General features: G+C 43.0%; 17 protein-coding genes. 10 read left to right on the forward strand and 7 right to left on the reverse strand.

Going from position 1 to position 20,439, the window contains the following annotated elements:
* Both E3D81_RS00985 and E3D81_RS00990 read right to left on the reverse strand, forming a co-directional pair.
* Positions 1-1,179: a dipeptidase gene (locus E3D81_RS00985; protein ID WP_134776101.1), complete on the reverse strand. Its 1,179-nt coding sequence runs from the start codon at positions 1,177-1,179 to the stop codon at positions 1-3.
* Complete coding sequence (locus E3D81_RS00990; protein ID WP_134776102.1) at positions 1,176-2,909, reverse strand: serine hydrolase domain-containing protein; 1,734 nt, start codon at positions 2,907-2,909, stop codon at positions 1,176-1,178. The genes E3D81_RS00985 and E3D81_RS00990 overlap by 4 nt, the downstream gene beginning before the upstream one ends.
* An 87-nt stretch (positions 2,910-2,996) precedes the next feature.
* On the opposite strand from E3D81_RS00990, the gene xseA reads away from it, so the two are divergent.
* Genes xseA through E3D81_RS01020 form a run of 6 tightly spaced genes read left to right on the forward strand, consistent with a single transcriptional unit; the run spans position 2,997 to position 10,633 of the window.
* Positions 2,997-4,268, forward strand: coding sequence for an exodeoxyribonuclease VII large subunit (xseA, locus tag E3D81_RS00995; RefSeq protein ID WP_134776103.1), 1,272 nt, complete (start codon positions 2,997-2,999; stop codon positions 4,266-4,268).
* On the forward strand, positions 4,258-4,464 hold the full coding sequence (xseB, locus tag E3D81_RS01000; protein WP_099367098.1) for an exodeoxyribonuclease VII small subunit: 207 nt from the start codon (positions 4,258-4,260) through the stop codon (positions 4,462-4,464). Before xseA ends, xseB begins: the two co-directional genes overlap by 11 nt.
* Positions 4,465-4,517: 53 nt before the next feature.
* Positions 4,518-5,642 carry a cytochrome-c peroxidase gene (locus E3D81_RS01005; RefSeq protein ID WP_134776104.1) on the forward strand — a complete coding sequence of 375 codons (1,125 nt, stop codon included), beginning with the start codon at positions 4,518-4,520 and terminating at the stop codon, positions 5,640-5,642.
* A gap of 39 nt (positions 5,643-5,681) precedes the next feature.
* On the forward strand, positions 5,682-8,486 hold the full coding sequence (gene uvrA, locus E3D81_RS01010) for an excinuclease ABC subunit UvrA (protein WP_134776105.1): 2,805 nt from the start codon (positions 5,682-5,684) through the stop codon (positions 8,484-8,486).
* Between the two features lie 16 nt (positions 8,487-8,502).
* Positions 8,503-10,143, forward strand: coding sequence for an alkaline phosphatase PafA (pafA, locus tag E3D81_RS01015; protein ID WP_134778362.1), 1,641 nt, complete (start codon positions 8,503-8,505; stop codon positions 10,141-10,143).
* Positions 10,144-10,189: 46 nt separating this feature from the next.
* Positions 10,190-10,633: an RrF2 family transcriptional regulator gene (locus E3D81_RS01020; protein ID WP_134776106.1), complete on the forward strand. Its 444-nt coding sequence runs from the start codon at positions 10,190-10,192 to the stop codon at positions 10,631-10,633.
* 303 nt (positions 10,634-10,936) lie between these two features.
* Here the strand turns inward: E3D81_RS01020 and E3D81_RS01025 are convergent, their stop codons facing one another.
* From E3D81_RS01025 to E3D81_RS01045, 5 genes are all read right to left on the reverse strand, one after another.
* A complete protein-coding gene (locus E3D81_RS01025; protein ID WP_134776107.1) occupies positions 10,937-12,292 on the reverse strand; it encodes a UDP-N-acetylmuramoyl-tripeptide--D-alanyl-D-alanine ligase in 1,356 nt (451 codons plus the stop codon).
* Positions 12,293-12,372: 80 nt separating this feature from the next.
* Complete coding sequence (gene pfkA / locus E3D81_RS01030; protein ID WP_099367104.1) at positions 12,373-13,347, reverse strand: 6-phosphofructokinase; 975 nt, start codon at positions 13,345-13,347, stop codon at positions 12,373-12,375.
* Between the two features lie 50 nt (positions 13,348-13,397).
* Positions 13,398-15,113 carry a protein-disulfide reductase DsbD family protein gene (locus E3D81_RS01035; RefSeq protein WP_134776108.1) on the reverse strand — a complete coding sequence of 572 codons (1,716 nt, stop codon included), beginning with the start codon at positions 15,111-15,113 and terminating at the stop codon, positions 13,398-13,400.
* Positions 15,114-15,190: 77 nt separating this feature from the next.
* Positions 15,191-15,643 (reverse strand): protein-disulfide reductase DsbD domain-containing protein, encoded by a 453-nt coding sequence (locus tag E3D81_RS01040; RefSeq protein WP_099367106.1) that lies wholly within the window; start codon positions 15,641-15,643, stop codon positions 15,191-15,193.
* An 84-nt stretch (positions 15,644-15,727) separates the two neighbouring features.
* Entirely contained in the window at positions 15,728-16,537 is an 810-nt protein-coding gene (locus tag E3D81_RS01045) for a biotin--[acetyl-CoA-carboxylase] ligase (protein ID WP_134776109.1), read from the reverse strand.
* A gap of 48 nt (positions 16,538-16,585) precedes the next feature.
* On the opposite strand from E3D81_RS01045, the gene rsfS reads away from it, so the two are divergent.
* The 4 genes from rsfS (at position 16,586) to E3D81_RS01065 (ending at position 20,435) form a co-directional block, all read left to right on the forward strand.
* The gene (gene rsfS, locus E3D81_RS01050) at positions 16,586-16,960 is read left to right on the forward strand and encodes a ribosome silencing factor (RefSeq protein ID WP_099367108.1); all 375 of its coding nucleotides are present in this window, start codon (positions 16,586-16,588) and stop codon (positions 16,958-16,960) included.
* A gap of 35 nt (positions 16,961-16,995) precedes the next feature.
* Positions 16,996-19,074 carry an ATP-dependent zinc metalloprotease FtsH gene (ftsH, locus tag E3D81_RS01055; RefSeq protein WP_134776110.1) on the forward strand — a complete coding sequence of 693 codons (2,079 nt, stop codon included), beginning with the start codon at positions 16,996-16,998 and terminating at the stop codon, positions 19,072-19,074.
* An 83-nt stretch (positions 19,075-19,157) separates the two neighbouring features.
* Positions 19,158-19,805: a lactate utilization protein C gene (locus tag E3D81_RS01060; RefSeq protein WP_134776111.1), complete on the forward strand. Its 648-nt coding sequence runs from the start codon at positions 19,158-19,160 to the stop codon at positions 19,803-19,805.
* The gene (locus E3D81_RS01065) at positions 19,806-20,435 is read left to right on the forward strand and encodes a rhomboid family intramembrane serine protease (protein ID WP_099367111.1); all 630 of its coding nucleotides are present in this window, start codon (positions 19,806-19,808) and stop codon (positions 20,433-20,435) included.
* Positions 20,436-20,439: the final 4 nt, after the last annotated feature.

Below are 20,439 nucleotides of genomic sequence, written 5' to 3' on the forward strand. Positions count from 1 at the left end.
CTATTTCCTTTCGTTTTCTTTAAGGACCCTTAGGAAGTTCAACCCCATAATCTTCGCGATATCAGCCTTTTTATAACCTCTTTCCAATAATGCTTTGGTCAGGTTGGGAAATTTGGAAACATCTTCCAAGCCGATGGGTGCCGAATTGATGCCATCGAAATCAGAACCGATCGCTACATGATCTATGCCTACCTTGGATACCAAATAATCGATATGTTTGAGCACCATTTCCATAGGTGCATCCACCTGCTGCCTCTGTTTCTTGGTTAACTGGGCATACATCTTATCTAGGGATAATTTCTTAGCTGGATCTACTTGATGGTTTTTTGTAAATACTTTTTCCACACGGCTTTTATAGCCGGAATCCAAGAATTCCGAATAAAAATTAACACCAATGACGCCGCCATTCTTCTGGAGGGCTGTCAATTGTTGATCATCCAGATTGCGGTAATGCGGCGTTAGGGCAGCAGCATTGCTATGGGATACCAATACGGGTTTGCTACTGATTTCCATCACATCATAGAATGTTTTCTTGCCCGCATGGGAAAGATCAACCATCATCCCCAGTTCGTTCATTCTTTTAATGATGGCCCTTCCATTTTCGTTCAACCCTTTCCCTTTATCCCCTTTGGTCTTTACCTCTTCGGCAGCGGCAGTTGCCCAAGGGAGATTGTAGTTCCAGGTCAGGGTGAGGTATCGGGCGCCACGATCATATAATTTATCGAGGTTTTCGATGTTCTCTTCGATCATGTTTCCCCCTTCGATACCGATCAAGGCGACGATCTTGCCAGCCTGATGTATGCGTTCGATATCAGCGGCACTCTTCGCCAATTCGATTTTATCGGGATTGTTCTGCAGTAATTTTTCTAAGGCATCCAGTTGATCATTGGCATGCTTAAAGGCATTTTTCTTCCATTTCTTATCATCAGACCAAACCGCGAATACCTGCACATCAACGCCCCCTTCCTTTAGCCGTGGAAGGTCGGTATGCCCTGATTTGATGCGTTTGCCAATATCTAACCCCGGAAGGATACTTTCAATGATGACATCGTTATGGCCATCGATCAACAGAAGCTCTTCATGGATTTTTTTATAATCCTTGGACAGGTTACGGTCTTGTGCCTTGGCTGTAAGCAGGGATAGGCAACAGGCGATTAGGCTGAATGATAGGGTTTTCATTTCTTGGCTTTATTGATGGTTTCATAGATCACATCCTGGATCCTAGAGCGGATATTGAGATCCAATAATTTCGTGGAGACTTGTGGATGCACGCGGTTGGACAGGAAAATATAGACCAATTGATTCTTCGGATCGATCCAGATACAGGTTCCGGTATAGCCGGTATGGCCATAGACAGAACTATTGGCCAATTTAGAAGGATAACCAGATTTGGAGTTCGGGTCAAAGCGGTCGAAGCCCAATCCTCGGCGGCTTGTGGCCGATTGCTTGGAGGTGAAAAGATCTACGGTTTCTGGCTTGAAATAGGTTGCACCACCGTATTTTCCTCTGTTCAATAATAATTGTCCATAAATGGCGAGGTCATTCGCGGAGGCAAATAGCCCCGCATGTCCGGCAACTCCACCGGCCATGGCAGCCCCCTCATCATGTACAAAACCTTCCAAAAGGGTTTTACGGAATAAGGTGTCATTTTGGGTTGGAACGATACGGTTCTTCGCGAACCGTGTCCTTGGGTTATAGCCCGCTGTTTTCATACCGATCGGGCGGTACAGGATCTGTTGTACATATTCCTGCATGGGAACGGATGTTTCATGCTCCGAAACCTCTTTCATGACATACATGCTGATATCCGAATAGACATAGTTGCCGATCGGTTTTACGGATGATGCTAGCATTTCTGGCCACATGACATCCCGGTAATAATTATTCTTTAAATAGGCATTATCGGCCACTTGTACCTGATGGTTCTCATCGGGGCTATGGACAAGATCGCCCGGTTTCAGGCTCCTGTAGAAAGGGATGAAAGGGGTGAATCCGGCTTCATGGAGCAGGACTGTCCGAAGGGTGATATTGGCTTTATTGCTTTTCTTGGCCTGCCAAAGGTAATGGCCCATGGTGCTGTCCAGGTTAATGATCTTCTTTTCCTGCAGGTGCATTACCACAGGGGTGGTGCCGGCTATTTTACTTACCGAAGCCAAGTCGTAGATATCATGAATGGAATTGGCCCGTTGATTTTCATAGGTATGGTAGCCATAGGCTTTTTCAAAGATAACCTGTCCGTCTTTTACGGCCATCACGGTCATTCCTGGAGCTCCTTTTTGCTCGATGGCTTCTTTGGCAATGGCATCGATCTTTTGGGTCATTTCCGCAATGTTCAATCCCGATTGTTTACCCTGGGTATATTGTAATCGGGTCTGTGTGGTTTTGATTTTGCCCTCGGTTACACCTAAGCCGCCAAAAATAGACATAGCGGCATTAACTTGGCCTTCAGCATCCGTTTCGGGGCTATAGACCAAACTGGCAAAACGACTTAGATTCTGGCTATTGAGACCGATGTTGGTATAATTCTGGTCGGTTCCAAATCGGCAGAGGATCACATTTTTGTTGTTTACTGCGGATTGTAAGACCATAGCAGCATAATCTGACCTGAAATCACTGGCAGATCCGGCAACGATGATGCTGTTGTAATATTTTGTATTCTCGTCGAAATGCTGAAAATCGCTTACCGTTACATCCGCATAGCGCTGAAGCTGTTGGATAAATGGCGCATATTTTTGATTATCCGTGGTTACCACGGCAATGCGATATTGATCTAACTTCTTGAAGGGTAGGATAGATTGTTTGTTATGGATAATCTGTGTTTTATTGACCAATACCTGTTTGTATTGTGCATTGGCGGCTTGGAATAGACATAAAAGCCCTAGGACAGCAAGGTTTATCTTTCGGATCATGTTTGTTTTAGGATTTATACTGTAAATGTACTAATAAAACGCACAAACATGCATCAAGAGCATAGAATAATTGATTATCTTTGAGATATGCCCGAAATCTTAGCTGATAAAACCGTTTTTACCCTATTGGAAGTATCGCGCAGCATCCAGAAAACGATTGCTGAACGGTATAAAAGCCTCTATTGGATAAAGGCGGAGATGAACAAGCTGAACCATTATACCCATTCGGGCCATTGCTATCCCGAACTATTGGAAAAAACCGATGGCAAGGTGGTTGCTGAAATGCGGTCCATCCTTTGGAAAATGGATTATCAACGCATCAATAGGCAATTTATGGAGGTTTTGGGCGAACCCCTTCGCGAAGGGATCACCATGCTTTTTCAAGCGGGCATATCCTATGATCCTTTATATGGATTTTCTTTAAAGATTGTGGACATCGACCCCACCTTTGTCTTAGGGGAACTGGAGAAAGAGAAAAGGGAGAGTATCCGAAAGTTAAAGGCTGAAGGGCTTTACGATGCCAATCGGTCCTTGCCCTTTCCCATGGTGCCCAAACGATTGGCGATCATATCGGTAGAAACCAGTAAAGGGCTATCCGATTTTTTTAAGATCATCCATGGCAATCCTTGGGGCTATACCTTTAGCACGACCTTGTTCCCTGCGCTATTGCAGGGGGATAAATCCATCCCGAGTATCATCAAACAATTGGAGGTGATCGCGGAACGCATGGAACATTTCGATGCGGTGGCCATTATCCGTGGTGGCGGTGGAGATGTCGGGTTGACTTCCTATAACAATTACCTCTTGGCGAAAGCCATTGCAATATTCCCGATACCGGTACTGACAGGGATTGGGCATTCCACCAATGAAACCGTGAGCGAAATGGTGGCCTATAAGAATGCCATCACCCCCAGCGAACTAGCGGATTTCCTGCTACAAAAGTTTCACAACTTTGCTATTCCCGTCGATCAGGCAACCGAAAAGATTATCCGGGCAGCCCGAAAGACCTTTGCGGATGAACACATCAAGTTGGCGAACCTGATCAGTTCGATAACCTGGAATTCGAAGACCGTTCTGCTGCAGGAGAAGACCAAGATGGAACAGGCCAGAAATCAGTTGGCGCAATTGAGCAGAAGAACCATCAAGGACGAACAGTCGGCCTTATTGCAGATAGAACGAATGTTGGCTTTGTTGAACCCTATCCATGTGTTGAAAAGAGGGTTCAGCATCGTGCGATCGAATGGAAAAGCGGTGCATAAATTGGATCAGGCGCAGGTTGGGGATCGATTGGATATTCAGTTGGAGGATGGGAAATTGATAACGGAGGTACTTTCAAAACAAGAACAAGATGGAAAATAAATACACTTACCAAGAGGCTTATGAAGAGCTTCAACAGATCGTGTCGGAGATTGAGTCGGGCGATGTTGCCGTCGATGAATTGACGGTAAAGATTAACCGTGCAACAGCCTTGTTGACCATCTGTAAAGCCAAATTGACAGCCTCGGAAGAAGAGGTCGAGAAACTCCTCAAAAAATTAGAAGAAGAGAAAAATTAGTCTATTATTTAGAATTAGTTTAAATTTGCGGAGGTTTTTCAGAAAAGAACAGCATGAAGAGGATAATGTTCATTGCTTTGGCAATAGGATTGACAGTTTTAAGTACCGCGTTTTTATCAGATAAAGGATTGTCTGATCTGCGTGCGTTATATAGCAAACCTATATCGGAATGGCCAAAACCAACGATCGACTCTGGAGCAAATTGGTCGGAATTTAAATCCCTGCCTAAGCTTGATAGCAGTTATTTCTCATTGATGGAAAAACCGGATGTGAAATTAGGCAAGTTCCTCTTTTTCGATCCGATCCTTTCAGGTTCCAATCAGATTTCCTGTAGCTCCTGCCATAATCCACAGACTTCCTGGGCAGACCATTCTACCGTTCCGGTAGGTCATGACCATTTGGTCGGTACCCGAAATACTCCTTCTTTATTAAATGTATATGCGCGTAAGACCATGTTCTGGGATGGAAGAGCCCATTCCCTGGAAGAACAGGCGTTAAGCCCGATCGAAGCCCATAATGAGATGGCGATGGACCTGACGAAACTGGTGCCTAAATTAAAGGCTATTCCAGCTTATAAACAATTGTTCATGGAGGCTTTTGGAGAGGAAGATTTCTCCATGCCAGAGATCATGAAAGCTTTGGCCTCTTTTCAGCGTACCTTGACCAGCAGAAGGAGCCGTTTTGATGAGTTCTTGGATGGTAAGCATAATGCCTTGACCGATGATGAGATCGCAGGATTGCACCTCTTCCGGACAAAAGCACGTTGTATGAACTGCCACAATGGACAGTTTATGACCGATGAGGATTTTCATAATATCGGATTGACCTACTACAAACGGAAATATGAGGACCTGGGGCGCTATATCGTGACCAAAGATCCGAAAGACGTAGGCAAATTCCGTACACCTTCTTTGCGTGATGTGATGAATACCGACCCTTGGATGCACAATGGCCTGTTCGACAATATGATCGGTTTGCTGAATATGTACAATAGCGGCATGCAGATGAACAACCCGAAAACGGAAGCCCAATTGGCCGATCCCATGCATCCACGAGTAGATCCATTGATGAAGAAACTTGACCTCACAAAAGGGGAAATCCAACAATTGGCCGCCTTCCTACAATCGGTGACCGCCACGAAATACCGCATGAACCGGCCGGAGAAATTACCTCGATAAGGGTAGGAAATTCACGACTTTTGCCTACCTTTGATGGTTATGCAAAAAACTGCAAATCATAGTCCTAGGACACATATTCAGATAAAAGGAGCGCGGGTTAATAATCTTAAAAATATTGATGTTGATATCCCTAAAAACCAGTTGGTGGTGATAACAGGGATGTCCGGTTCCGGGAAATCCTCATTAGCATTTGATACCTTATATGCCGAAGGGCAACGGAGATACGTAGAAAGTCTTTCTTCCTACGCCCGTCAGTTCATGGGCAGAATGAATAAACCGGATGTGGATTACATCAAAGGGATTGCTCCGGCAATTGCCATTGAACAAAAAGTGATCTCCTCCAATCCCCGATCGACGGTAGGTACATCCACCGAGATCTATGATTACCTCAAATTATTGTTTGCCCGTATCGGTAAGACCTACTCGCCCATTTCGGGCAAAGAGGTGAAGAAGGATACGGTGACCCATATTGTGGATCGTCTACTAGCCTATGAGGACGATTCGACCATCACGATTTATAGCCCTTTAATACCAACCAATAAACGGAAGTTAAAGGAAGAATTGTCGCTGCTTTTGCAGAAGGGTTTTGTGCGGATCAAACATCAGGATAGCATACAGAAGATCGAATCGGTACTGGAGAATAAAGAGGTCGCGAATTCAACTTTTAAAGAGGGTGATATCTATATCGTGATCGATCGGATTATGTTGGATCATAGCGATGACACCATCAACCGTTTGGCGGATTCTATCCAAACAGCCTATTTTGAAGGAAAGGGTGAATGTTTGGTGGAAGTGAACTCGGAGAGTTTCTCCTTTTCGGATAAGTTTGAACTGGATGGGATGACATTCGAAGAGCCGACCCCTAATTTCTTCAGTTTCAATAATCCTTACGGAGCCTGTAAACGATGTGAAGGTTATGGAAAGATCATTGGAATCGATCCTGATTTGGTTATTCCGGATAAAAGTCGCTCCGTATATGATGGTGCGATTGCGCCTTGGCGTGGGGAGAAGATGGGGCTGTGGTTGGAGAAACTGGTTCGAAATGCACTGAAATTTGATTTTCCGATTCATCGTTCCTATAGCGACCTGACCAAAGCACAGCAAGAGGTATTATGGACGGGGAACAAATATTTCCGCGGCTTGAATGATTTCTTTGCCGAGCTGGAAGAACAGACCTATAAAATCCAATACCGTGTAATGCTTTCCCGCTATCGTGGAAAAACGGATTGTCCGGAATGTAAGGGCACGCGCTTGCGTAAGGATGCGAGTTTCGTAAAGATAAACGATCATTCGATCACCGATATCGTATTGATGCCTTTGGATGAGACTTTGGCCTTGTTCCAGTCCCTGAAGCTTTCAGACCATGATGCCATCATTGCCAAAAGGTTATTGGCAGAGATCAACAACAGGCTGCAGTTCTTGAGTGATGTGGGCTTAAGTTACCTGACCTTGAACCGCCTGAGCAATAGTCTTTCAGGAGGGGAATCCCAACGGATCAACCTGGCGACTTCTTTGGGAAGTTCCCTTGTAGGTTCCATTTATGTGCTGGATGAACCGAGTATTGGATTGCATCCGCGGGATACCCAACGATTGATCGGGGTATTGAAATCCCTTCGCGATGCGGGCAATACCGTGATCGTGGTGGAGCATGAGCAGGAGATGATGGAAGCTGCGGATTACCTGATCGATATTGGCCCTGAAGCGGGGATCAACGGGGGTGAATTGGTATTTGCAGGGACCTATAAAGAAATATTAACGGATAAGAAGAGTTTGACAGGGGAGTATTTAAGCGAGCAGCTTCAAATCCCTGTTCCTGATAAGAGAAGAAAATGGAACGAATCCATCCGGGTACTGGGTGCACGGGAAAATAACCTGAAAGGAATCACGGTAGATTTCCCCTTGAATGTCTTTACGGTCGTTTCGGGGGTATCCGGTTCGGGTAAGACCTCTTTGGTGAAACGGATCTTATACCCTGCGCTGCAAAAGGCTGTGGGTAGTTATTCCGGCGATCAGACGGGTTTGTTTGATGGTCTGGAAGGGGCTATCGATCAGGTAGAACAGGTCGAAATGGTGGATCAGAACCCTATCGGTCGTTCGACACGTTCTAATCCGGTTACCTATGTAAAGGCTTGGGATGAAATCAGGGCCTTGTTTTCGAGTCTTCCGGCGGCTAAGGCCAACGGGCTAAAACCATCAGCATTCTCCTTCAACGTAGAAGGAGGGAGATGTGAGATCTGTCAAGGTGAAGGGGTTGTGAAGATCGAGATGCAGTTTATGGCGGATATTGTGCTTCCTTGTGAGGCCTGCGAAGGAAAGCGCTTTAAACAATACGTGTTGGATGTGCAGTACCAAGGGAAATCGGTGTCTGATATCCTAGACCTGAGTGTGGATGAAGCGATCGAATTCTTCGCTGATCAGCCTAAGATCTTGAACAAGCTGAAACCTTTGCAGGAGGTAGGTTTAGGCTACGTGAAGTTGGGTCAATCTTCCAGCACCCTGTCTGGTGGTGAGGCGCAAAGGATTAAATTGGCCTCTTTTTTAATAAAAGGGAACAATCAGAAAAAAACTTTGTTTATTTTTGATGAACCTACAACCGGCCTACATTTCCATGATATCAGCAAATTGCTTAAGGCATTTTCAGCATTGATCGAACTGGGCAACTCCGTGCTGGTGATCGAGCACAACCTGGATATGATCAAATCAGCAGATTGGGTTATTGATATTGGTCCTGAAGGAGGTGAGAAGGGGGGTAATCTGGTATTTGCAGGAACACCGGAAGACCTGATAACATGTAATCAATCCTATACGGGTGACTACCTTAAACGTCACCTCATTTCTAAATAAATTAAATACACACATGATGCGTAAAAAATTTAGTTTTCTTTTGTTGCTGGCCTTGTTCAGCAATGTCGTTTCAGCACAAGTAGAAAGGCCTAAATTGGTTGTTGGCTTAATGGTAGACCAAATGCGATGGGACTACCTTTACCGTTTCGCGGATCGTTATGGTAATGATGGTTTTAAAAGATTGCTTCGTGATGGTTTTTCCTGCGAGAACACCCTGATCGATTATGTGCCTACTTTTACGGCTATCGGACATAGTTCCGTTTACACAGGAAGTGTTCCTGCAATCCACGGAATTGCGGGTAATGACTGGATCGAGCAACAGACCGGCACGTCGATGTATTGTACACAAGATGATGCGGTAGAGGGTGTTGGGACAAAGGAGAAGGAAGGGAAACAATCCCCAAGAAACCTCTTGGCTTCAACGGTTACCGATCAGTTGAAATTGGCCACCAATTTTCAATCCAAGGTGATCGGTATTGCGATCAAGGATAGGGGAGGAATTTTACCTGCAGGTCACTTTGCTGATGCGGCATATTGGTTTGAAGCAAATTCGGGCGATTGGATCAGTAGTACTTATTATATGGAAAACCTGCCGAATTGGGTGCAGAATTTCAATAAGCAGAAATTGGCGGAGAAGTTGTTGAAGCAGGATTGGAATACTTTATATCCTATCGAAACCTATAAGAACAACAGTGTGGATGATGATAATGTGTATGAAGGCAAATGGGCAGGGGAGGAAACTCCGACATTTCCGCGCAAAACTTCGTTGTTGATGAAGGATGCGGGTTATGAACTGATCAAAACCACGCCTTTCGGAAATACATTTACCTTAGATTTTGCCAAAGAAGCGATCAAGCAGGAGAATCTAGGCAAGAATCCGACAAAGGCTACAGATTTTCTAGCGGTGAGTCTTTCGGCTACGGATTACGTGGGACACCGCTATTCGCTTTCTTCGGTGGAGATTGAGGATATCTACCTTCGTTTGGACCAAGAATTGGCTGAATTCTTCAATTACTTGGATAAAACTGTTGGTAAGGGAAATTATACATTCTTCCTTACAGCGGACCATGCGGCTTCCTATAACTCCCGTTATTTTATGGATATGCGTGGTAATGGGGGCTATTTCTTTTCCCGCCAGATCATGCGTAATCTGAACGAACAGTTGCAGGCTGAATTTGGAGTGGATAAGATCGTTTCCAGTTTGATGAACTATCAGGTTCATTTGAATTATGGCTTGATTGAAAAACAGAAATTGGATGAGGAGAAGATCAAGAAGTCGATCATCAAGATGCTGCGTCATGAGGATGGGGTAGCTTTTGTGGTGGATATGGAAGGTGGTGAGAATATGATGATTCCGGCTCAGCTGCGTGAGAAGATCGTGAATGGCTATAACAGGAAACGTAGTGGAGCGATTCAGATCATTACGGAACCGCAATGGTATGACGGAACGCCAAGATCTACCGGAACGACCCATGGTACCTGGACGCCTTATGATTCGCATATTCCATTGGTTTTTATGGGATGGGGTGTGAATAAGGGCAAGACGAATAAAATGGTGCACATTACGGATATTGCGCCTACGATCAGTGCGCTATTGCACGTGATGGAACCTAATGGTTCTATAGGGCAGCCTATTGTGGAGGTCTTACAGAAATAGTCCTTAAATTTTCATATTTTTGAGGATAAGCTAGTAGAGGAAAAATATGCTATCGAAGAAAACAAAATACGCTATCAAAGCCCTAATGGTATTGGGAAGGAATTATGGAAAGGAGCCTATGCAGATCGGAAAGATTGCGGAGGAGGAACGTATTCCGAAGAAATTCTTGGAACAGATACTATTGGAGATGCGTAATGCGGGGATTTTGTATTCCAAGAAAGGCGCTGGAGGTGGTTATAGCTTGAACAAGGCGCCGGAGGATATTTATCTCTCGCAGGTGATGCGTTTGGTGGATGGTCCGATTGCGTTGTTGCCTTGTGTGAGTTTGAATTTTTACCGCTCTTGTGAGGAATGTGTGGAAGAGCATGCTTGTGGGATTCGGGATACGTTTATTGAGGTGAGGAATGCGATGCTGCAGATTTTGAATGATACTAGTATTTTGAATTTGATTAATAAGGAGAAGGAATTGAACCTGGAGACGGGGAGGTAGGTTTCTTTGTCATTGCGACATATATGTACATTACGTTATACTCATTGCGAGGAATTATCATCATTGCGATATATATGTCATTACGTTATACTCGTCATTGCGATATATTCGTCATTGCGAGGAGGTACGACGAAGCAATCTTCCCGCATGTCATGCTGAGCGTAGTCGAAGCATCTGTTCGTAAGTAACCGTACAGATCCTTCGACTACGCTCAGCATGACAAAGACTACATTCAGGATGACAAAGTCCAAAGATTGCTTCGTTCCTCGCAATGACGCTTTAAAGCCTCGCAAAGCCGTATTTCTACAAAACTTCCATTAACCTTTCAAAAGCCATCCCACGAGAGGCTTTCAACAAAATCATAAAATCCTTTATCGGATCCTTAACCAAAGCCGCTTTTGCTTCTTCCGTTGTTTCATAAAATTCAACCGCTTTTGTTTCATCAACCATCAGGTTCTCTACATCCTTATCGCCCTCAACAACTTCATCCCTCAATCCAAAAAAAGCCTTTCCAACAAAAATCAATCTATCCAGTTCAACAGCTTTAGCTGCTGCAATAACCTTTCTATGCTCCTCCACACTCTGATCCCCCATTTCGAACATATCGCCCAATATCGCTGCTTTCCTCTCCGCCTTGATCACCTTAATATTTTCAATTGCCGCCGCCATACTACTCGCATTCGCATTATAATAATCTGCAATAATAGTATTACCGTCAGTCTTTGTAATCTGTGAACGATTGTTCTGAGGCACATATCCCTCCAGCCCTGCATTAATCTCCTCCGCACTTAATCCAAAATGCAATCCCACCGCAACAGCAGCCAGCATGTTCTCCGTATTATAAGCCCCCGTTAAATGCGTATTCACCTCATGCGTTCCATTTTCCCCCCGCTCTTTCCAAAAAATAGTCAATAAAGGATCAGCAACCACCAATCCTCCCTGAACATCATTCTTATCCGAAAAACCGTAATAAAAAATATCTTTCAACTTCCTATCCTCCGCCATCTTCATCAGAAATTCATTATCCCCTTGAACAAAAACCTGCCCATTATGCTCCTTAAGGTAATCATAAAGCTCTCCTTTGGTCTTCATCACTCCTTCAAAAGAACCAAACCCTTCCAGATGAGCCTTGCCCACATTGGTGATCAGACCATGGCTTGGCTGCGCGATATGACATAGAAATTCAATTTCTCCCTGATGATTAGCACCCATTTCAATAATGGCCAGTTCCAGATCCTTTGGTAAGGAAAGAATAGTCAAAGGAACACCGATATGGTTGTTCAGGTTTCCCTTCGTAGCAAAAGCCTTGAATTTTTGGGAAAGGACGCTGTATAACAATTCCTTGCTGGTAGTTTTACCATTGGTTCCCGTAATCCCCACAAAAGGGATATCCAATTGTTTCCGATGATGTGTAGCCAAGGCCTGCAAACTGCTTAACACATCCTCTACCAGGATATAAGCGGGGCCATCCTGAACATATTCCCGATCATCCAGCACCACATATTTAGCCCCGGCCTCCAATGCTTTTTCGGCAAAGGTATTCCCATTAAAAGATTCCCCTTTAAGGGCAAAAAATATACAGTCTTTAGTGATCTGACGCGTATCCGTACAGATGGATGGGTAGTCTAGGTAGATTTGATAAAGTTCAGCTATTTGCATCTCCAAAAATTTTAAACAAAGGTATAAAATAAAAAATCCCGTTTCTTTTTTGGAAACGGGATTTCAGGTATTTTTTTTCCTTACAAGGAAAGGATTTCGACGATCCGAGTAAGGTTGGTATTGATTTTATCAATATGCTTGATGGCTTTGTTGAACGGGGTAAATTGTACATTTCCACAGATCAATCCGGCCATTTCGCCTTTACGACCTTCGAGAAGTCCTTCTACCGCGGCAACACCCAAACGGCTAGCTAACACACGGTCCATACAGGTTGGTGATCCACCGCGTTGGATATGTCCCAATATGGAAACACGAACATCATAAGCAGGGAAGTTGGCCTTGATTTTTTCGGCAACGACCAATCCGCCTTCTTTATCACCTTCAGCAACGATGATGATACGGGATGATTTGTTTTTTCTGGTTTTATCCAGGCGTTTCATGATGGCATCATAATCCACTTCCAGTTCTGGGATAAGCACGGCTTCAGCACCAGTACTGATACCTGAACGTAAAGCGATCAGACCGGAGTCGCGACCCATCACTTCCACCACAAATAGGCGGTCGTGGGACTCTGCGGTATCACGGATCTTATCTACAGCATCCACTACGGTGTTGATGGCTGTATCATAACCGATCGTAAAGTCTGTACCATTCAAGTCATTATCGATGGTGCCGGGCATACCAATAATAGGAATATCAAATTCTTCAATGAATTTGGATGCTCCTGTAAAGGTTCCGTCTCCACCAATAACCACTAAGGCATCAATATCATGTTTTTTAAGGTTTTCGTAAGCTTGTTTTCTTCCTTCGACAGTTCTGAATTCATCACTTCTTGCTGTTTTCAGGATGGTACCACCACGTTGGATGATATTGGCTACAGATTTAGCATCCATCGCAATAATATCGCCCTGAACCATGCCATCGTATCCTCTACGGATACCAAACATGTTCATTCCATGGTAAATACCTGAACGGATAACTGCACGGATACCGGCATTCATACCTGGAGAATCACCTCCAGAAGTTAAAACGGCAATGTTTTTAATGTTACTCATATGCCAAATATACCGATTTACTTACGTTTAAAATGTATGATTATGTTAACTTATTTCGCGTTGTATTTATCCAAACCTGATTGCAAGAATGCTTTGTAGCTAGCAATATCGTAATCCGCTCCACTGGTTGGAACCAATAATTCACCATTATTATCCAATAAAGCATATAAAGGTTGTGAATTGGAGTTGAAACGCTCGATCTGTAGTTCCGAATTCTTCTTACTTACTTTGGTTACTTTTTTACCCGTGATTTTAGAGGTGTAATGCTCAGATTCCGGTAATTCCAAAGCACTATCATCCACATAAAGTTCAACTAGGATAAATTTCTCATTGATCATGGCTTTTACGCTTGGATCAGACCAAACGGTTGCTTCCATCTTACGACAGTTTACACAGTTCCAGCCTGTGAAATCGACCATAAGCGGTTTGTTCTGCGCTTTTGCTGCTGCTAAAGCTTCATCATAATCGTAATAAGGGTCCATTCCTTTCAAGGTTGTTCTTGGATGGAAATGGCTATAATATTTACGGCTAGAAGCATCGGCTGAACCTGCAGGAGCTGCATGACCTCCACCGCCACCGGCAGAAATATCAAAATCTTGGGTTCCGATCGGAGGAAGGAATGCTGAAATAGATTTCAACGGTGCTCCCCACATACCAGGTACCATATACATCACAAAAGAGAATACGATAATGGCCAAGATTGTTCTTGGAACCGACATGAATTTCAGGTCGCTATCATGCGAGAATTTGATTTTTCCGATCAGGTATAGTCCCATCAAGCCAAAGATCACGATCCATAATGCTAGGAATACCTCACGGTCTAGGAATTGCCAGTTGTAGGCCAAATCGACATTCGAAAGGAATTTTAAGGCCAAAGCTAACTCTAAGAAACCTAATACCACTTTCACACTGTTTAACCAACCACCTGATTTAGGCATTGATTTCAACAGGGATGGGAACATCGCAAATAGTACGAAAGGAATAGCTAACGCGATCGAGAATCCCAACATACCAATGGCAGGACCTAAGCGATCACCTTTTGTAGCCGCATCAACCAATAATGTACCAATAATTGGTCCTGTACAGGAGAACGATACTACCGCTAAACTTGCGGACATAAAGAAGAGACCTATCAATCCACCTTTGTCTGATTTTGCATCAATTTTGTTGACAAAAGAACTTGGAAGGGTAATTTCGAATGCTCCTAAGAAAGAAGCTGCAAATACCACCAAGAGTAGGAAGAATAGGAAATTGAATATACCATTTGTAGAGAGGACATTCAGGGCATCGGCACCGAAAGCGATGGTAATCAACATACCTAAGGCTACATAGATTACGATGATGAATAATCCGTAAAGGAAAGCTTGTTGAACAGCTTGTGCTGTGTTTCCTGATTTTTTGGTGAAGAAACTTACGGTCAAAGGAACCATTGGGAAGATACATGGCATTAAGAATGCAATAAATCCACCGATTAGCCCTTTAATGAAAATCCCCCACATGCTGGTGTCTTCCCCATCTGCATCAGATGGAGCAGCGGCAACAGTTGTAGTAGTTGTGTCTTGTGCACTGGTATCCTGACCATCGGAGAACTCTAGATCTCCAACATCAGTTAGCAATGTGTCATCAGATGTCGTTTGTTCTTCCCCCGAACTGAACTCGATATCATCTGTATTGATTAAAGAATCTTGTGAAAAACCTGCTAGAGGTGTGGTTAATGAAAGTAAAAGCCAACATGTGGCAATTAAAATATGTTTTAAATTGAACATAATTATTAGTTTATCGCGGCAAAGCTAAGAAAAAGGCAGGGAACCCTGCCTTTTTAGATAAGATATTTTATAATATTTTACTTGATTGTTACAGCAAATTCGTACTCATCTGGTGGAAGACAACGTTCTTTGTCACATACCATGAAGGTAGCAGTACCTTTAACTTTGGTAGGTTTACCATTAGCTAAATTAACTTTTTGTTGGAAAATCACTTCTCCGTTGTAGTAAGGAACATTCATTTTGAAGGTTTCCTCGTACTTAGATTTTGGTGCTTTCGCTGCAACTTTACCGTTTAATTTTGCACCATTGTCTGCAGTGATGTTGAATTCGGTAGCAATTGGGCCTCCTTCAGGAACACTTAACCCGTAGATATGCCATCCTTCATCTACTTTCGCTTTGATAAAAACAACCGCTTCCTTAGCGTTGATTTTCTTCGTAGCAACCGACCATTCTACTGGTTTCAATACCTGCGCAAATGCACCTGAAATGGCGAATAGTACGAAGGCAATTAATAAATTTATTTTTTTCATAAAAAACCGTTTGTGTAATTGACTATTAATTTTTAATATAGTTTAATTCAAAGTTAGAATAATATGTTTCAAAGTTTGTCATATTTAGTTATTTTTTTTTCGAGTGTAATCAATTTTTTGCAAATGAAATACGACTTCTTTGAACTGGTAACTTTTTAACTCACTGGCACTTTCTATATATATAAGGCCATTTCTGTCCACTTTTCTGATTATTCCTTCGAATTGTATATCATTAGACGTGTAAATAGCTGGAATGTCCCTTTGAAAAAGTAATTTGTTGTAAAGATTCAATAATTCCTCTTCTGTAATTTTCTCCGATTTAAAAGCATCGTATTTATTTTGAATGGATTGCAGGAGCTCTTCGCATGCTTTTACCAGATCGTGGATTTCATATCCGGTCTCTTTTAAAAGAGAGCTGGCGGTTGCTTTGATTTCCTGTGGAAATTCCTGTTGATTGACGTTGATGCCTATGCCAATTATGGCATGATTTATCGCTTTCGAGGTAATACTGTTCTCGATCAGGATTCCCGCTATTTTTTTTCCGTTCAAGAGAATATCGTTCGGCCATTTAATTTCTGCATCAATCTGAAGACTTTTCAACCAATCGATGATCCCTAAACTGATCAGCATATTCAACAAGAAATGATCTTGCAAGCTTAGGAATTTTGGATAGAGCAAGGTGCTTACGGTAATGTTTTTATTTGGCGGAACGGTCCATACATTGCCTCTTTGGCCTCTTCCATGGGTCTGATGCCTTGCCATTATGGCAGTCCATTCTGGTAATGGCTTGAAATTTGACAGTTGAGATTTTAAATAATCATTTGTTGAGCCAATTTGCTCCAAAACAATTATCTTTTGGCGTAGTGAATCTCCCGAAAATGTGTTATTTTGCAAAAAGAAAGAGTTTTAATAAAATATTTATCAAAAGTATAATATTTCTTAATGAGTAAAAACAAAAAAGGTTCCTTATCAGAAAAGCTTGCAGACATTGTGATTCATGGGATGCAGGAAAAAAAAGGAAACGAAATAGTGCGGTTGGATATGCGGGAAGTTAATGGGACATTGTCCGATTATTTTGTAATCTGCCATGCCGACTCCACGGCACAAGTAAATGCTATCGCAAAAAGTGTAGAAGACGAAGTTTATAAGGCTTTTAACCAAGATCCATGGCATAAAGAAGGCCAAGGGAATGGGGAATGGATTTTATTGGACTTTGTGGATGTTGTAGTTCACATTTTCCAAACGGAAAAACGTTCGCATTATCGGATGGAAGACCTTTGGGGCGATGCAGAAGCAAGCAGCTATCAGAGCGCTTAAGAATTGATTGTATAGAAACGTAGTATAGAGAATAAATGAAGAAAGTTCCAAGTAAGAAGATTACGCCAATGCCACCAAAATTTAATATGATATGGCTTTGGATAGCAATTTTTATTGGTTTTTTTGGGCTCCAGTATTTGTTTAGTGGTGAGGGAGCTAAAAAGATAACCTATAAAGAATTTGAAACGAAATCCCTGATCCCAGGTGATGTCGATAAATTGATTGCCTATAAAAATGGGGAATTGTGGGATGTAGAAGTATATATTAAACAGGATCGTTTAGCAGAAGAGAAATATAAGGATGTTGCTCCAAAAGGCAATTCATTGAACTTCAGCAAAACGCAAAGCCCACAATATGTATTTTCGGAAGCAAATGCCGAAGCATTAGAGAATAAATTAAAAGCATCACAGGATAGCCTAGCGGCTAACCAACCTCGTGTTGGAGTTAGCTTCGAAGACCGTTCAAACCCTTGGGCGGGATGGTTCGTATCCTTCATGTTGCCATTGTTGATCATTGTTGCCATCTGGATTTTCTTGATGCGCAGAATGAACGGTGGAGCAGGGGGTGGCGGCGGTGCCATTTTTAATATCGGTAAATCGAAAGCACAACTTTTCGACAAAGAATCTCAGATCAACATCACCTTCAACGATGTTGCTGGATTGGAAGAGGCAAAACAAGAGGTCATGGAAATCGTGGATTTCTTGAAAAACCCGAAGAAATATACCGATTTAGGAGGTAAGATCCCTAAAGGAGCGCTATTAGTAGGCCCTCCGGGAACCGGTAAAACCTTGTTGGCGAAAGCAGTAGCAGGCGAAGCGCAAGTACCTTTCTTCTCCTTGTCAGGTTCTGACTTCGTGGAGATGTTCGTAGGTGTTGGGGCATCCCGTGTTCGCGATTTGTTCAAGCAAGCAAAAGAAAAAGCGCCATGTATCATCTTTATTGATGAGATCGATGCGATCGGACGTGCTCGTGGAAAGAATTCCATTATGGGCGGAAATGACGAGCGTGAAAATACGTTGAACCAGTTATTGGTGGAGATGGATGGTTTCGGAACCAACGTTGGGGTGATCATCCTGGCGGCTACCAACCGTTTAGATGTACTGGATTCGGCTTTATTGCGTCCAGGACGTTTTGATAGACAGATTTCGATCGATAAACCAGATTTGATCGGTCGTGAACATATCTTTAATGTACACTTGAAGCCATTGAAATTGGCGGAAGAGGTTGATGCGAAGAAATTATCGGCACAGACCCCAGGTTTTGCTGGTGCAGAAATTGCGAACGTATGTAACGAGGCAGCCTTGATTGCAGCTCGTAAGAACAAGAAAGCAATTGAAATGCAGGATTTCCAAGATGCAATTGATCGCGTAATTGGTGGTTTGGAGAAAAAGAATAAAATCATCTCTCCGGATGAGAAAAAGATCGTGGCTTACCACGAGGCAGGTCACGCGATTGCGGGTTGGTTCCTGGAACATGCGGACCCTTTGGTTAAAGTTTCCATTGTTCCACGTGGAGTTGCTGCCTTAGGCTATGCCCAATATCTGCCAAAAGAGCAGTTTTTATACACCACTGAGCAGTTGATTGACAGTATGTGTATGACAATGGGTGGTCGTGTTGCGGAGGATATTACTTTTGGAAGAATATCTACCGGTGCACAGAACGACTTAGAGCGTATCACCAAATTGGCTTATGCAATGACGGCGGTTTACGGTATGAACCACAAAGTGGGGAATGTCTCTTTCCGTGATAGCTCTGGCGATAGCCAATTCCAAAAACCATATTCCGATCAAACGGCAGAGTTGATCGATGATGAGGTGAGAACATTGATCTCTGAAGTTTACGAGCGTACGAAACAATTGTTGCTGGAGAAACAAGAGGGATTGATCAGAATCGCAGAGAAATTATTGGAAAAAGAAATCCTTTTCCAAGCAGATCTGGAGGAAATCTTAGGAAAGCGTCCATTTGCCAATAAAACCACTTACGATGAATTCGTGAATGGTGGGGCTGATGGTGGCGGTGTTCCTCAAACGGATCTTCCGATTCCGACAGGCGATGTGGATGATGCAGAACAAGCAGCAGACAACAAGCCTAATACAAATTCTGAAAATATTTAATCAAATCATAGACAGACAAGGCTTTCCCAAACCTTGTCTGTTTTTTTTATAGCTATTGTTAGCTTTTTGTTTTATATTATAGCATGAACACCCGAAATACCACGGCGAAAGAGAAGATGTTGAAGAAGATCCGTCAGGCACTTCTTCAGAAGAAGGAGAACCCTCATCCTATGTTTGAGGAGACCCCGCTGTATAAGGACGAGGAAGAACCGTTGGACGTCACTTTTGCCCGTGAATTCACGCAGGTATCGGGAAAGTTTGTGTATTGTGATGGAGAGATCAATCTGATCGAAAATCTGATCATTTTGGTGGAGAAGCTGGAAATTTCTAAGCTATATGTTTGGGAAAAGACTGTTCAACAGTTGTTGGATCAGTATGGTTTCCCTTATCGAAGCACGCAAGTGAATTTTGAGGAGGTGGAAGCCAGTATTACGGGTTGTGAAGCACTGATCGCCTGTAATGGAAGCATCATGCTGAGCAATGCCAATGAATCGGGACGCCGGTTGAGCGTTTATCCACCGGTACATATTGTGATTGCAAGAGCCTCTCAATTGGTGATGGACCTGAAGCACGGAATGGCGGTGGTTCGTCAAAAATATGGAGCAGACCTGCCTTCCATGATCAGTACCATCACAGGGCCTAGCCGAACTGCCGATATCGAAAAGCGTTTGGTGCTTGGTGCCCATGGACCTAAAGAACTTTATTTATTTTTACTCGAAGACCGTTTTTAAATGTTAGCTTATTATCTTTTTAATCTACCTGTTGCCAGTGTTATTTTTGCCCTTACTATCGGATTGAGCATTTATGTTTTTGCAAATCCGCAATGGTATGGCAAATTGATGTTGCATCCTTATAGTATTTCAAGAGATAAGAAATATGCCTATCTGATCTTTACCAGTGGGCTTATCCATAAAGATTGGATGCACCTGATCTTTAACATGATTACCTTCTACTATTTCGGTTTCGGACTGGAAGCTATTTTTGTTGCACAATTAGGGGTTTTGGGGCATGTGATGTTTGCGGTATTATACATTGTGGCATTGGTGCTGAGCGATATTCCTACGATCATGAGGCATAAGGATAATTATGGTTACCATAGTTTAGGCGCTTCTGGAGCTATTTCTGCAGTGCTGTTCAGTTATATTTTATTTAACCCACTTACTAAGCTTTATATCTTTTTTGCCCTTCCGCTTCCGGCTTTTTTATTCGCTGGTTTGTATTTGGTGTATTGTATATGGGCTTCCAAGAATTCCAATGATGGGATCAATCATGATGCGCATTTATTTGGCGCATTGACGGGATTGGTGCTTACTATTCTGATGTTCCCTGGAATTATCAATCATTTTATTGGGCAGTTTTAAGAAG

The organism is Sphingobacterium sp. CZ-2 (assembly GCF_004526235.1).
GTDB classification, from domain to species: domain Bacteria; phylum Bacteroidota; class Bacteroidia; order Sphingobacteriales; family Sphingobacteriaceae; genus Sphingobacterium; species Sphingobacterium tenebrionis.

Excerpts from the sequence above, each read along its gene's own strand:
- E3D81_RS01035 (WP_134776108.1), bottom strand. The coding sequence starts at position 15,113 with ATGTTCAATTTAAAACATATTTTAATTGCCACATGTTGGCTTTTACTT.
- pafA (WP_134778362.1), top strand. The coding sequence starts at position 8,503 with ATGCGTAAAAAATTTAGTTTTCTTTTGTTGCTGGCCTTGTTCAGCAAT.
- E3D81_RS00985 (WP_134776101.1), bottom strand. The coding sequence starts at position 1,179 with ATGAAAACCCTATCATTCAGCCTAATCGCCTGTTGCCTATCCCTGCTT.
- E3D81_RS01025 (WP_134776107.1), bottom strand. The coding sequence starts at position 12,292 with ATGCAAATAGCTGAACTTTATCAAATCTACCTAGACTACCCATCCATC.
- pfkA (WP_099367104.1), bottom strand. The coding sequence starts at position 13,347 with ATGAGTAACATTAAAAACATTGCCGTTTTAACTTCTGGAGGTGATTCT.
- E3D81_RS01005 (WP_134776104.1), top strand. The coding sequence starts at position 4,518 with ATGAAGAGGATAATGTTCATTGCTTTGGCAATAGGATTGACAGTTTTA.
- xseB (WP_099367098.1), top strand. The coding sequence starts at position 4,258 with ATGGAAAATAAATACACTTACCAAGAGGCTTATGAAGAGCTTCAACAG.
- E3D81_RS01065 (WP_099367111.1), top strand. The coding sequence starts at position 19,806 with ATGTTAGCTTATTATCTTTTTAATCTACCTGTTGCCAGTGTTATTTTT.
- rsfS (WP_099367108.1), top strand. The coding sequence starts at position 16,586 with ATGAGTAAAAACAAAAAAGGTTCCTTATCAGAAAAGCTTGCAGACATT.
- E3D81_RS01040 (WP_099367106.1), bottom strand. The coding sequence starts at position 15,643 with ATGAAAAAAATAAATTTATTAATTGCCTTCGTACTATTCGCCATTTCA.
- E3D81_RS01020 (WP_134776106.1), top strand. The coding sequence starts at position 10,190 with ATGCTATCGAAGAAAACAAAATACGCTATCAAAGCCCTAATGGTATTG.
- E3D81_RS01060 (WP_134776111.1), top strand. The coding sequence starts at position 19,158 with ATGAACACCCGAAATACCACGGCGAAAGAGAAGATGTTGAAGAAGATC.
- uvrA (WP_134776105.1), top strand. The coding sequence starts at position 5,682 with ATGCAAAAAACTGCAAATCATAGTCCTAGGACACATATTCAGATAAAA.
- E3D81_RS00990 (WP_134776102.1), bottom strand. The coding sequence starts at position 2,909 with ATGATCCGAAAGATAAACCTTGCTGTCCTAGGGCTTTTATGTCTATTC.
- xseA (WP_134776103.1), top strand. The coding sequence starts at position 2,997 with ATGCCCGAAATCTTAGCTGATAAAACCGTTTTTACCCTATTGGAAGTA.
- ftsH (WP_134776110.1), top strand. The coding sequence starts at position 16,996 with ATGAAGAAAGTTCCAAGTAAGAAGATTACGCCAATGCCACCAAAATTT.